The sequence below is a fragment of the Mucilaginibacter rubeus genome, from assembly GCF_003286415.2.
GTDB classification, from domain to species: domain Bacteria; phylum Bacteroidota; class Bacteroidia; order Sphingobacteriales; family Sphingobacteriaceae; genus Mucilaginibacter; species Mucilaginibacter rubeus_A.
Genome location: NZ_CP043450.1, coordinates 5,776,763 through 5,790,192, shown reverse-complemented (window position 1 = coordinate 5,790,192; position 13,430 = coordinate 5,776,763). Strand labels below are relative to the sequence as shown.

At 44.2% G+C, this 13,430-nt stretch carries 7 protein-coding genes, 2 tRNA genes and 2 rRNA genes; 6 read left to right on the top strand and 5 right to left on the bottom strand.

All coding sequences use genetic code 11. From position 1 onward, the window contains the following. Positions 1-77 precede the first annotated feature (77 nt). Positions 78-1,058, top strand: coding sequence for a glycosyltransferase (locus DEO27_RS23110; RefSeq protein ID WP_112575784.1), 981 nt, complete (start codon positions 78-80; stop codon positions 1,056-1,058). Positions 1,059-1,090: 32 nt separating this feature from the next. Next, positions 1,091-2,761: an ArnT family glycosyltransferase gene (locus tag DEO27_RS23105; protein ID WP_112575785.1), complete on the top strand. Its 1,671-nt coding sequence runs from the start codon at positions 1,091-1,093 to the stop codon at positions 2,759-2,761. A 3-nt stretch (positions 2,762-2,764) separates the two neighbouring features. On the opposite strand, the gene DEO27_RS23100 is transcribed toward DEO27_RS23105, so the two are convergent. The 5 genes from DEO27_RS23100 to DEO27_RS23080 all read right to left on the bottom strand — a co-directional run bounded on the left by DEO27_RS23100 (position 2,765) and on the right by DEO27_RS23080 (position 6,916). Next, on the bottom strand, positions 2,765-3,343 hold the full coding sequence (locus DEO27_RS23100; protein ID WP_112575786.1) for a hypothetical protein: 579 nt from the start codon (positions 3,341-3,343) through the stop codon (positions 2,765-2,767). A gap of 70 nt (positions 3,344-3,413) precedes the next feature. After that, the gene (locus DEO27_RS23095; RefSeq protein WP_112575787.1) at positions 3,414-4,307 is read right to left on the bottom strand and encodes a DUF4835 family protein; all 894 of its coding nucleotides are present in this window, start codon (positions 4,305-4,307) and stop codon (positions 3,414-3,416) included. Beyond that, positions 4,304-5,506, bottom strand: a complete 1,203-nt coding sequence (gene coaBC, locus DEO27_RS23090; protein WP_112575788.1) for a bifunctional phosphopantothenoylcysteine decarboxylase/phosphopantothenate--cysteine ligase CoaBC — start codon at positions 5,504-5,506, stop codon at positions 4,304-4,306. Before coaBC ends, DEO27_RS23095 begins: the two co-directional genes overlap by 4 nt. Positions 5,507-5,626: 120 nt before the next feature. Next, on the bottom strand, positions 5,627-5,959 hold the full coding sequence (locus tag DEO27_RS23085) for a DNA-directed RNA polymerase subunit omega (protein WP_112575789.1): 333 nt from the start codon (positions 5,957-5,959) through the stop codon (positions 5,627-5,629). A gap of 30 nt (positions 5,960-5,989) precedes the next feature. After that, positions 5,990-6,916 carry an outer membrane protein assembly factor BamD gene (locus tag DEO27_RS23080; protein WP_112575790.1) on the bottom strand — a complete coding sequence of 309 codons (927 nt, stop codon included), beginning with the start codon at positions 6,914-6,916 and terminating at the stop codon, positions 5,990-5,992. 1,347 nt (positions 6,917-8,263) lie between these two features. On the opposite strand from DEO27_RS23080, the gene DEO27_RS23075 reads away from it, so the two are divergent. From DEO27_RS23075 to DEO27_RS23060, 4 genes are all read left to right on the top strand, one after another. Further along, a 16S ribosomal RNA gene (locus tag DEO27_RS23075) occupies positions 8,264-9,781 on the top strand. Between the two features lie 209 nt (positions 9,782-9,990). Then, positions 9,991-10,065, top strand: a tRNA-Ile gene (locus DEO27_RS23070). 87 nt (positions 10,066-10,152) lie between these two features. Beyond that, a tRNA-Ala gene (locus DEO27_RS23065) sits at positions 10,153-10,225 on the top strand. A gap of 265 nt (positions 10,226-10,490) precedes the next feature. Further along, positions 10,491-13,368: ribosomal RNA gene (locus DEO27_RS23060) — 23S ribosomal RNA — on the top strand. The 16S and 23S rRNA genes sit together here with 2 tRNA genes alongside, the layout of an rRNA operon. Positions 13,369-13,430: the final 62 nt, after the last annotated feature.

The following is a 13,430-nucleotide window of genomic DNA, read 5'->3' as shown; positions in this document are numbered from 1 at the left end:
ATCTGTTAAAACTATTAATGCATTTTGTTAAACGCTGAAATAGAATAAGCAGATTATTACCTTTGCCCCAAACATCTATGAATATCCTCATCGTAAACAACACTCAAATTCCGGCAACTAAATATGGTGGTACCGAGCGTATTATCTGGTGGCTTGGCCGGGAATTGAACCGGTTGGGGCATAATGTTACGTATTTGGTAGGGGCTGGATCATCATGCCCATTCGCCAAAGTGTTGATCTATGATCCTGCTGTTGACATAAACCAGCAGGTGCCCGATGATATTGATGTGGTACACTTTCAGTTCCAGGTGAATGGTTTTACAAAGAAGCCATACATCATTACGGTGCATAATAACCCGGGAAGCGCTCAGTTAGATGTTAACTCGGTGTTTGTATCAGCCAATCATGCGGAACGTCATGGCTCAACGGTGTTTATACATAACGCTATAGATACCGCCGATTATCAAAAGCCCGAGCTTGATCATAAACGGACACATACACACTTTTTAGCTAAAGCCGCCTGGCGGGTAAAAAACGTGAAAGGGGCTATTGATGTTGCCACCATGAGCGGAAACAAGCTAATAGTACTTGGTGGCTCCCGCCTCAACCTAAAAATGGGTTTGCGCTTTACACCTAATCTAAACGTTCGTTTCAAGGGGATGGTTGGTGATGAAGCAAAGTCGGTAGTGATGAATAGCTCAAAGGCATTGCTTTTTCCGGTACTGTGGCATGAGCCGTTTGGGATAGCTATTGTTGAAAGTCTTTATTTTGGCTGCCCGGTTTTTGGTACGCCTTACGGATCGTTACCCGAGTTGGTGCCTACAGAGGTTGGCCTGCTATCGGCAAGTAAAGCTGAATTAGCCGCCGGACTTAAAAATGTTGAAAGTTTTAACAAACAATATTGCCACCAATACGCGGCCGATAATTTCAATATCGGTAAAATGGCCACAGCATATTTAGCTTTATACGAACAGGTATTGAATGGACTACCGCTAAATAAAGTTCGGCCTGCGCTTATCAGCCAAAGCCAACCCAAATACCTGCCGTGGAATAATTAAAATTCAGCTATTTTTGGGCATAAATATTTTTAGTGGATAGTTCAGCAGCTTCAATTTTTTCATCGCAAAAACGGCCTTATTTTATAGTGCTGCTATTAGCCATCGTGCTTAATATTGCAGGTATCGGCATCAAATTCTTTACTGATGACGGGGCCCTGTACTCGGCCCTGGCCAGGAGCATGGCGCAAAGCAATAATTTCACCGATTTGATGTATCATGGAAGCGACTGGCTCGATAAACCCCATTTTCCTTTCTGGGTTATCGCTGTCAGCTTCAAAATCTTCGGCGTAAATACCATTGCTTATAAGCTGCCTGCATTGTTGTTCTTTTTTATGGCGGTGGTTTACACCTATAAGCTGGCCAAAAAGTTTTATGGCGATGAAACAGCTATTATCGCTATCCTGATATTACTAACTGCCCAGCATAGCGTAATGTCGAACACCGATGTACGTGCCGAGCCTTATATTATGGGCTTGCTCATGGGCGCTGTTTATCATTTTTATAAAGTAAAAGAGAAATTCAGCATAGCGGATATACTACTGGCATCCATATTTACAGGATGCGCGGTGATGACTAAAGGCATTTACCTGCTTATCCCGATAGGAGCATCTGTTATTGGCGATTATCTGTTTAAAGGAAATATCAAGGGCGTTTTCCATTGGAAATGGCTGCTCTCGTTTATCCTGGTTGTGATATTTACCCTGCCCGAAATCTATTCGGTATATACCCAGTTTGATCTACACCCGGAGAAAGTTGTTTTTGGTCGCACAGGAATTTCCGGCATCCATTGGTTTTTGTGGGATAGCCAGTTTGGGCGTTTTAACAATAATGGCTATATCACCAATAGCCATGGCGATAAACTATTTTTTGTGCACACCCTGCTTTGGGCTTTTGCGCCATGGGCTGTTCTCCTGTTTTATGCGCTTTATGCAACCATCAGGAAAATGGTTAAACGAATAGCTCAACCCGAATACTTGTGCATTTCAGGCGGGGTATTGATGTTGCTGATCTTCTCTGCCTCTAAATTTCAATTGCCGTTTTATACCAACATCCTGTTCCCGTTTTTTGCAATTATTACCGCGGTTTTAATCAGGTCGTTAAAAGTTGGTGCCGAGTTAAAGTTTTTTAAAATTTCGCAATACCTCATTACGGCGCTTTTGCTGATAGCTGTTATCGCGCTTAACTTCGTTTTCGCGCCCGAATGCTGGCTGGTGTTTGTTTTGTTAATAGCAGGATTTGCAGGATTAGCTATCTACATTTACAGAAGGCCAACAACAGTTTATCAACCTGTATTTTTATTTACCTGCGCTGTGTCAATACTGGTAAATGCTTACCTGGTTACTGTTGCTTATCCAACAATAGTCGCTTACCGCGGGGATCTTTCTGCCGCCGAGTATCTCAATCAAAACTATCCGCAGCAAAAAGTAAGCGCGGCGGTTTTATCAAATACTTTCGATTTTTACTACAAGGGGGATGCCACATACACTAACGTCGACGCCATCTTGAAAACCGACAGCCTGAAGAACCGGATCATAGTAGCCGATGAAAAAGCGGTAGCAGAATTGAAGGGCAAAGGAATTGACTATAGTGTTGTTAAATCTTTTCAGGATTTTCCTCATGAAAACCTGAGCCTGCCTTTTATCATCAAAAAGAAGAGGGCCGCTACTTTAGATCAGTTTTATCTTATAAGAATAAAAGAATAGTATTTAATAAGGCAGTTGGCAAAGATCTATTATAGCTGAGAGAAGTAAGCTCGCTATCATCACCAGTACCGATGTTCTGACTAACATCTTCATTGGTTTTAAATATTTGCTCTTTAGTTCAGCCTGCTTATCGGGGTCTTTTATTTTCTTTATTTCCCATGATACATAATTATTGTTTGTAAAAAGAAAGTTAATGGCTGCATGGATCAGGAAGATAAAAAGTATTAATGTGTTACCATGAAGATCCGACTTTTTTAATGGGCCATGGTTTGACTTTATGTGAGGATATGCGAATGAAGTATAGATTACATATGATAAGTAAATAATTAGAAAGGCTATAGGAATGAGTGCATTAATCTTAAAATACAGATCATTTTTATTTGTGGCTTTAATAAATCCTAAGAACATAGTTACCTGACACGCATTTACAAGCAGGATATCGATTATTAAAAGATAATTGGCGATTTCCAAAGCGTTTTTGTGTGAATTGCCTGGAGTGTATCCCAAATCCATGAGTAGCGATGCAACGATGAATGGAGCTAATAATAGAATAACTTTCCAATAATTAAGATTTAGTTGCATAGCGATAGGTTTTCGGTTAAGATATGTATAAATGACTGATGCTTCGCGCTCGCTAAGTGGAGTACCTTCGCTACTTTTGCAAAGTTTGGTACTTATTCCCGTTAGCCGGGTCAAGCTGTAAAAACAAGTTCATGGCGGTTAGGCGCTCCTGGTTATCTGCTTTGCTGTAAATAGAAACCAGCTCATCGCTTTTCGCAGTATAAAATATAAGCGGCAGCATAGCGCCCACGCGCTGGCGGTCTACCTGTTGTAGCAGCGGTAACAGGCCGTCAATAGCTTTTCGACCTTTGTTTACATTGTCAGACATGATATCGAGGCCGTTTCGGTGATAATCATATAGGAAGCTGCGTAGCGGGTTATATATTTTATTGTTCAGGTTTTCGGATAACCAGTAACGGTTCACGTTTCCGTCAAACGCTTTCCAACCGCTGTATGACGATGTTTGCGCATTGGTTACAATGGTTTGAGCTGCCAAAAAATAAGGTGTGCCGCCAAATTTCGAAAACGTATCGTAATCAACTCCAATAATAATGTTGGCATAAAAAGCCATGATGGAACTCAAATTACCCTGAAAGTTTTGATCGGTGTAATCGATAGTTTGACCTTCGGTATAACTAAAGCTGATGTCTTTATCATTGAGGTTTAACAGGGTAGAGGTATAGGATGAACCATACACAGGCCTTGACGACTGCACCTGCAGTTCGCCGGTAAAATTGCTGCTGCCATCCCAGTTGGTAACATTCAGAACAAAATTGCAATCTATTCTTTCCTGCGGCAAGATCGGGTCGGCGCTCCACTTGCGGCCATTCAGGAAATCCTTCATGGCGGTTTCCAGGGTTTGGAAAACACGTTTATTGGCAACCTGGATCTTGGGCGATAATACCTGTACACGGGCATTCAGGTCCTGGCCTATAGCCCGGTAACAACAAACCATCAACACCGTGTAAAGCAGCAGTTTTTTCATCCGTTTATCAGTTGGGCAACTTTATCGCAAATATCGCGGGCAACAGCCTCCTTGCTTTTTAAATCGAAAGAAGTTTGTTTAAGCTCTCGGTCAATAATGGTAATTTTATTGGTATCACCCGCAAAACCGGCACCCGCGTCATTGAGCGAATTTAAAACAATAAAATCAAGATTTTTCTTTTGCAGTTTGGTTATTGCGTTCATTTCCTCGTCGTTGGTTTCCAACGCGAAGCCAACCAGTATTTGCCCTTCGCGTTTAGCCTCGCCCAGGGTTTTTAGTATATCGGTAGTTTTCTTCAGTTCGATGGTAAGGTCTCCATCTTGCTTCTTGATTTTTTGAGTAGCCACATTAGCCGGGGTATAATCGGCCACGGCAGCACTCATGATACATGCTTTCGCATCGCTATAAACAGCGAGGCAAGCCTCAAGCATTTGCGCCGCCGAAGTAACATCTACCCGTTTTATGTTTTGTTGTTTGCTTGTTTGAGCCGTGGGACCGGTTACTAAAGTTACGTCGGCACCCATAGCAGCCAATACATCAGCGATAGCGAATCCCATTTTGCCTGATGAATGATTGCCGATAAATCTAACCGGGTCTATGGCTTCATAAGTTGGTCCGGCAGTTACTAGTACTTTATGACCGACTAAAAGAAGTTTTTTTTTTGATTCGGCTTCCAAAAAAGCAACAATCTCTTCAGGTTCGGCCATCCGGCCTTCGCCATAAAGTCCACTGGCCAGCTCGCCGGTTCCCGGCGAGATCATGATATTACCAAAAGACTGTAACCTGCTTATGTTTTGGCGGGTAACCGGGTGCAGCCACATATCCAGGTCCATAGCCGGGGCAAAATAAACCGGACATTTGGCAGACAGGTATACAGCACTAAGCAGGTTATCGCAAAGCCCATTGGCCATTTTAGCAAGGGTATTGGCTGTAGCGGGAGCAATGATCAGCAGATCTGCCCAAAGACCAAGTTCAACATGGTTGTTCCATTCGCCGGTATCGGCTTTAAAATACTCAACCAGTATTGGATTTTTTGAAAGGGTTGAAAGTGTAAGCGGAGTGATAAAATGCGTGGCATCGGTAGTCATCACTACTTTAACGTTGGCGCCAGCTTTAACCAATAACCTTACCAGTAATGCAGCTTTGTAAGCGGCAATACTACCACAAACTCCTAAAACAATGTTTTTATCTTTAAGCATAAGCTCAGGTTCACCTACAGGCGAAAGAATAAATATAGGCTAAAATAGAAAAAACTCCCGATAGGGGAGTTTTTTCTATTTTATAAATAATTTCCTGCTTCCCGCTTGGGAGCCGGGAAACTAAACTTCTTTAGTTGGGTTACGATAGTAAACTTTACCATCTAAGAACTCCTGAACTGCAACCAATGATGGTTTAGGAAGTTTTTCGTAATGTTTTGAAATTTCAATTTGCTCACGGTTTTCAAACACTTCTTCAAGGTTATCATTTGATGACGCAAATTCAGAAAGTTTCTGGTGAAGCTCTTCTTTTATGTTATTCGAGATCTGGTTGGCCCTTTTTGACATAATCACAAGCGACTCATAGATGTTCTCGGTTTTGGTATCCAGCTCGCGTAAATCGCGGGTTACAGTGCTGCTGGCTGCTGCTGGTTTATTACTGTTGTTAGCTGTCATATCTTAATTTAACTCTTTAATATATCTTAATTAATATGGTATTTTTTGCGGCTGATTTTTCTCAGACGGCGCTGTTGTTGTTACAGTATCTTTTTTAGCAAGCTTTTTAGCAAGCTTTGAGTTGGTAGTAGCTTCGGCAATAAGACGTTGGGCTTGTTTAATGCCTTGCTGGCTATCTTTTACATAAACCTGTGTTTCGTGCAAGTATTTGCTGTTCGGATATTTTTCAGAAAACTGGTCGGCGTAGGCTATTGCTTGGTTAAAACGCTCTTCCTGCTTGGTTTCAAAGCTATGGTAAGCATATTGATATTGTGCTTTAACAATAAGGTATTCCATTTCCTCGCCGTATTTGGTATCAGGGTAATCGCGCAGCGCGTTGTTGAACGCAATCACTGCCGATTGATAATCGCTGATAGTTAAATAAAGTTTGGCGTTGGCATAAGCTTTAGTTTCCAATTTGTCGCGCAGATTCTGGATCAGCTTGCTGGCCTCAGCCACACGATCGCTTTTTGGATAAAGGTTAATGAACAACTGTAAAGCGTCAATTGCTTTTAACGTATTATCCTGGTCAAGTGAATAAATCGGCGAATCAAGATAGTAGCAATAAGCCGAAAAGAAGCGGCACTCCTCAGCCCTTGGGCTTGAAGGATAGGTATCCGCGAATGTTTTAAAGTGATACCTGGCCGATGTATAGTCTTTTTGTTTGTAGTACGTAAACGCGTAATAGTAAAAAAGATCCTCGGCACCTTCACGGCCGCGGTAACGTTCAACCAGTACCTCAAATAGTCCTAAAGCTTTGTTATAGTCCTTTTTATTATAGTACTTAATAGCCTCCTGGTATTTTTTGGCGTAGTCGTTACTGGCTTTTAACTTTTCGTATTTGCTTTTACAACTGCCAAGCGTAATAATTACGATAGCTAAAACACTGGCTAATAACGTTAGTTGCTTTTTAAACATTCTGCAAAGATAGATTTTTAATATAAATCAGTCAATTATTTATTTAGCCGCTAATATATAACGAGGCATTGGCTCGGGGCTTATATACATTATGTATTTAACATCTTTTAACTATTGGCGGTTTTTAACGTTTGAGTTTTAAAATTAACATCAATTAAGCTTGATTTTGTGTGTTGTAAAAGTGGGATGCACAAACACTCATCTTAGTATAGATTTATTAACGTCAATTAAGAAGATTCTGTATCTCGAGACAATGCTATTATATAAGGTATGGATTCGGGTAAAGAAGGTAAGTGTGGTCAAGATTAAATTACTTGACAATAATTGAGAGAATAGCCATAGTTCATCCATCTCTATAGAAGAAATCTTTACCTCCGGGAAATCTATAAATCAAGGTTCAGACAAAAGGGGTAGAAGTTAAATATATAGTTTCTGGTTTTTCTACCTGCTAACTGCCTGCTCTCAGCCGCCAACTGAATGAGGGCGTTACCTTCGGCCCGGGCTATCCGCTGCAAGTCCTCGCTTTGTCGGCACCCGAGGCCAATGCGCGCTGTGGGCTTTACGCTGCTATCCCTAACGCGGGCGCAGTAGTTAGTAATGTACATTCGTTAATAACTATATCCGGTTGCTCAAAACATATAGTATATATATGTTAAACAAGGATAATATAGTGTTGGAGCAAGCAATTGGGAATGTAATGTCGATGTTTTTAACCATTGTTCTAACTTTTTCTCGTTGAGGAATAGTGAGTTAGTGAAAAGACGGGAAGAATACTCAGAAATAATTTGGAAGAGGGTAAAAAGTGACTACCTTTGCAGCCCGCAAACGAGGAAGCGGGGTTGGTTCTTTAAAGGTTGAAAGTGAAAAGGAAAGCGAAAAAAGATTGTTAAAATCTTTTGTGAGACTGGAAAATAATTCACACCTTTGCAGCCCGCAAACGGGGAGAAGAGAGAGGTTGAGCGGGTCCAAAAAAAAGAAAAAAAAGTTTTGGAAAAGAGAAAAAGGTTGTTACCTTTGCAGCCCAAGCGGGAAGAAGTTTAAAAGCTTCTAAAGAGAAGAGGATGAGGGTTTTAGGCCTTTGGAATCAAAACGGAAAGAGAGCGATTCTCACCGGATAAACTGACAAATCAAAACGGTTAACACCGAAAGATTATATAGCTGAACTGAGATGGGGAAGCGAGCAAGTTCTTTTAAGAAATGGAAATCATGTAGCGTAACGGGAGGCGCGTAAAGGCTAAGGCCAATACAAGCTGAAGAGTTACAAAAAAAGCAAGCGAACTGTATAAAGATATAATAATACAGATTCTATTAATTAATAATAGGGTCAGTGAACAAACAAAACATTTTACAATGGAGAGTTTGATCCTGGCTCAGGATGAACGCTAGCGGCAGGCCTAATACATGCAAGTCGGACGGGATTTGGGAGCTTGCTCCCGATGAGAGTGGCGCACGGGTGCGTAACACGTATGTAACCTACCTTAGTCAGGGGATAGCCTCTCGAAAGAGAGATTAAGACCGCATAACATCATTGAATGGCATCGTTTGATGATCAAATATTTATAGGACTAAGATGGGCATGCGCAACATTAGCTAGTTGGTGTGGTAACGGCATACCAAGGCTACGATGTTTAGGGGATCTGAGAGGATGACCCCCACACTGGTACTGAGACACGGACCAGACTCCTACGGGAGGCAGCAGTAAGGAATATTGGTCAATGGACGGAAGTCTGAACCAGCCATGCCGCGTGCAGGAAGACGGCCCTATGGGTTGTAAACTGCTTTTGCAGGGGAATAAACCTCGGTACGTGTACCGAGTTGAATGTACCTTGAGAATAAGGATCGGCTAACTCCGTGCCAGCAGCCGCGGTAATACGGAGGATCCGAGCGTTATCCGGATTTATTGGGTTTAAAGGGTGCGTAGGCGGCCTGTTAAGTCAGGGGTGAAAGACGGTAGCTCAACTATCGCAGTGCCCTTGATACTGATGGGCTTGAATGTACTAGAAGTAGGCGGAATGTGACAAGTAGCGGTGAAATGCATAGATATGTCACAGAACACCAATTGCGAAGGCAGCTTACTATGGTATGATTGACGCTGAGGCACGAAAGCGTGGGGATCAAACAGGATTAGATACCCTGGTAGTCCACGCCCTAAACGATGAACACTCGATGTTGGCGATATACGGTCAGCGTCTAAGCGAAAGCGTTAAGTGTTCCACCTGGGGAGTACGCCCGCAAGGGTGAAACTCAAAGGAATTGACGGGGCCCGCACAAGCGGAGGAGCATGTGGTTTAATTCGATGATACGCGAGGAACCTTACCCGGGCTTGAAAGTTAGTGAATGTGACAGAGACGTCACAGTTCTTCGGAACACGAAACTAGGTGCTGCATGGCTGTCGTCAGCTCGTGCCGTGAGGTGTTGGGTTAAGTCCCGCAACGAGCGCAACCCCTATGTTTAGTTGCCAGCATTTAAGGTGGGGACTCTAAACAGACTGCCTATGCAAATAGAGAGGAAGGAGGGGACGACGTCAAGTCATCATGGCCCTTACGTCCGGGGCTACACACGTGCTACAATGGATGATACAGAGGGCAGCTACCTGGCAACAGGATGCCAATCTCACAAAGTCATTCACAGTTCGGATCGGGGTCTGCAACTCGACCCCGTGAAGTTGGATTCGCTAGTAATCGCGTATCAGCAATGACGCGGTGAATACGTTCCCGGGCCTTGTACACACCGCCCGTCAAGCCATGGAAGCTGGAAGTGCCTGAAGTGCGTAACCGCAAGGAGCGTCCTAGGGTAAAGTCGGTAACTGGGGCTAAGTCGTAACAAGGTAGCCGTACCGGAAGGTGTGGCTGGAATACCTCCTTTCTGGAGCAGATTTGCGAGCAGTGACTCAAGACTGTTACCTACATGATAATTTCTTAAAACACAAAAAAAGACAAAAGGAAACCCAGAAGATGAAGCCATCGATGTGGGCCGGCCGCTGAGGCCAGGACACGAGTGGCAGTAAGCAGTGGCAGCAGCAGTAGGTAGAAAGATCCTGCAAACTGCAACTGATAACTGCAACTAAAAAACACAGTCCTGTAGCTCAGCTTGGTTAGAGCACTACACTGATAATGTAGGGGTCAGCAGTTCAAATCTGCTCGGGACTACAAGGGTAAGCAGCAGTAAGAAGTAGCAGCAGCAGTAATAAGAGAAAAACTGCAACTGCAAACTACAAACTGCGGACTCATCTGAAAGGGGATTAGCTCAGCTGGCTAGAGCACCTGCCTTGCACGCAGGGGGTCAACGGTTCGAATCCGTTATTCTCCACATTGAACCGGAAGTCATTAAATCATCAGGTCATTGAGTCATTGAAAAATGATTTAATGCTAGAATGAAAGAATGACGGAGGATCAAAACGTTCTTTGACATATTGGAAGAAGTAATTGAAAACAAGAGAAAACAACAGATAGAGACGTTGTTGAGTTCAAAAGCTTCAGGAGATCAAAACCGCAAGGTAATGAGCAAATGAAACAATGACTTAATGACCGATCTAAATAAAGACATACCTTGCGGCGCAAAAGGCGCAAGAGTAGAAGAAAGTAAGAAAGGGTACACGGGGGATGCCTTGGCTCTCAGAGGCGAAGAAGGACGTGATAAGCTGCGATAAGTACCGGGGATTTGCAAATAAGATTTGATCCGGTAATTTCCGAATGGGGAAACCTAGTTATTTGAAGAATAACTGCAGAATGCGCTAACCTGCCGAACTGAAACATCTAAGTAAGCAGAGGAAGAGAAAACAAAAGTGATTTCCAGAGTAGTGGCGAGCGAAATGGAAGAAGCCCAAACCTATATTGTTACGGCAATATGGGGGTTGTAGGACCACAACATGAATATTAAAGAGAACCGGAACGGGGTGGGAAACCCGGCCATAGAGCATGAGAGCTGCGTACGGGTAATTGATAATAGGATAGTGGTATCCTGAGTACCGCGAGGTCGGAGACGCCTTGTGGGAATTTGCCGGCACCATCCGGTAAGGCTAAATACTCCTGAGAGACCGATAGTGAACCAGTACCGTGAGGGAAAGGTGAAAAGAACCCCGAACAGGGGAGTGAAATAGAACCTGAAACCGTGTACTTACAAGCGGTCGGAGCCTGGCAACGGGTGACGGCGTGCCTTTTGCATAATGAGCCTACGAGTTACTCTTCCCTGGCAAGGTTAAGTGTTTAAGACACGGATCCGAAGCGAAAGCGAGTCTGAAAAGGGCGTATAGTCAGGGGAGGTAGACGCGAAACCTTGTGATCTACCCATGGGCAGGTTGAAGGTGCCGTAACAGGTACTGGAGGACCGAACCGATAAACGTTGAAAAGTTTCCGGATGACTTGTGGGTAGGGGTGAAAGGCTAATCAAACTGGGAAATAGCTCGTACTCCCCGAAATGTTTTTAGGAACAGCCTGGCGGTTGAGTTATAAAGAGGTAGAGCTACTAATTGGGTGCGGGGGAGTCAAATCCTACCAAATCCAGATAAACTCCGAATGCTTTATAATATACGCTGGAGTGAGGCTATGGGTGCTAAGGTCCATGGCCGAGAGGGAAAGAACCCAGACCATCAGCTAAGGTCCCTAAATTATTGCTAAGTTGAACTAACGAGGTCCGATTGCACAGACAGCTAGGATGTTGGCTTGGAAGCAGCCATTCATTTAAAGAGTGCGTAACAGCTCACTAGTCGAGCGATCGGGCATGGATAATAAACGGGCATCAAGCAGTATACCGAAGCTATGGATTCACAGTAATGTGACTGGTAGGGGAGCATTCTATTATCCGGCGAAGCAGGAAGGTAACTGACTGTGGAGGGAATAGAAAAGCAAATGTAGGCATAAGTAACGATAAGGCGGGAGAGAAACCCGCCCACCGAAAGACTAAGGTTTCCTGATCAACGCTAATCGGATCAGGGTTAGTCGGGGCCTAAGGTGAAGCCGACAGGCGTAGCCGATGGACAACTGGTTAATATTCCAGTACTTTTTAATACTGCGATGCGGTGACGGAGTAGTGACACTGACGCGAACTGACGGAATAGTTCGTTAAAGGCTGTAGGTATAGAGTTTGTAGTTAAGTACGCAAATTTTGCTGAAAGCTGATAGTACACCAAATCTTCGGACGAGGTGATAGTTCAGGTAATCAGACTTCCAAGAAAACCCGCTAAGCTTCAGGTATTAAAAACCCGTACCGTAAACCGACACAGGTAGTCGAGGAGAGAATCCTAAGGTGCTCGAGTGAATCATGGCTAAGGAACTCGGCAAAATGGCCCTGTAACTTCGGGAGAAGGGGCGCTGGCAGCAATGTCAGCCGCAGTGAAAAGGCCCAGGCGACTGTTTAACAAAAACACATGGCTATGCAAAATCGCAAGATGACGTATATGGCCTGACACCTGCCCGGTGCTGGAAGGTTAAGAGGGATGTTAGTCGCAAGGCGAAGCATTGAATCGAAGCCCCAGTAAACGGCGGCCGTAACTATAACGGTCCTAAGGTAGCGAAATTCCTTGTCGGGTAAGTTCCGACCTGCACGAATGGTGTAACGATCTGGGCGCTGTCTCAGCCATGAGCTCGGTGAAATTGTGGTATCGGTGAAGACGCCGGTTACCCGCAACGGGACGGAAAGACCCCATGCACCTTCACTATAGCTTAACATTGATATCGGATACAGGATGTGTAGGATAGGTGGGAGACTGTGATCCAGCTTCGCTAGGAGTTGGTTAGTCAACGTTGAAATACCACCCTTTCTGTATTTGGTGTCTAACTCTACGATGTGGAGAACATTGTTTGGCGGGTAGTTTGACTGGGGTGGTCGCCTCCAAAAAGGTAACGGAGGCTTTCAAAGGTAAGCTCAGTACGCTTGGTAACCGTACGCGGAGTGCAATAGCATAAGCTTGCTTGACAGTGAGACAGACAAGTCGAGCTGGGTCGAAAGACGGATATAGTGATCCGGTGGTTCTGCATGGAAGGGCCATCGCTCAAAGGATAAAAGGTACGCTGGGGATAACAGGCTGATCTCCCCCAAGAGCTCATATCGACGGGGAGGTTTGGCACCTCGATGTCGGCTCGTCACATCCTGGGGCTGGAGAAGGTCCCAAGGGTTGAGCTGTTCGCTCATTAAAGTGGCACGCGAGCTGGGTTCAGAACGTCGCGAGACAGTTCGGTCCCTATCTGTTGTGGGCGTAGGAAGTTTGAGTGGGGCTGACCTTAGTACGAGAGGACCGGGTTGGACTAACCTCTGGTGAATCTGTTATGCCGCCAGGTGTACTGCAGAGTAGCTACGTTGGGAATAGATAAGCGCTGAAAGCATCTAAGTGCGAAACTAGCCACAAGATGAGACTTCCATTGAGGGTCGTAGGAGACTACTACGTTGATAGGTTACAGGTATAAAGGTGGTGACATCATAGCCGAGTAATACTAATTGCCCGAAGCTTTCTTCGTGAAGAAACGTTCACTGGTTCATTTGTTCAGTAGTTCATTGGTAGTAATATTGATGATAAGCA

Excerpts from the sequence above, each read along its gene's own strand:
- DEO27_RS23110 (WP_112575784.1), top strand. The coding sequence starts at position 78 with ATGAATATCCTCATCGTAAACAACACTCAAATTCCGGCAACTAAATAT.
- DEO27_RS23100 (WP_112575786.1), bottom strand. The coding sequence starts at position 3,343 with ATGCAACTAAATCTTAATTATTGGAAAGTTATTCTATTATTAGCTCCA.
- DEO27_RS23095 (WP_112575787.1), bottom strand. The coding sequence starts at position 4,307 with ATGAAAAAACTGCTGCTTTACACGGTGTTGATGGTTTGTTGTTACCGG.
- coaBC (WP_112575788.1), bottom strand. The coding sequence starts at position 5,506 with ATGCTTAAAGATAAAAACATTGTTTTAGGAGTTTGTGGTAGTATTGCC.
- DEO27_RS23085 (WP_112575789.1), bottom strand. The coding sequence starts at position 5,959 with ATGACAGCTAACAACAGTAATAAACCAGCAGCAGCCAGCAGCACTGTA.
- DEO27_RS23080 (WP_112575790.1), bottom strand. The coding sequence starts at position 6,916 with ATGTTTAAAAAGCAACTAACGTTATTAGCCAGTGTTTTAGCTATCGTA.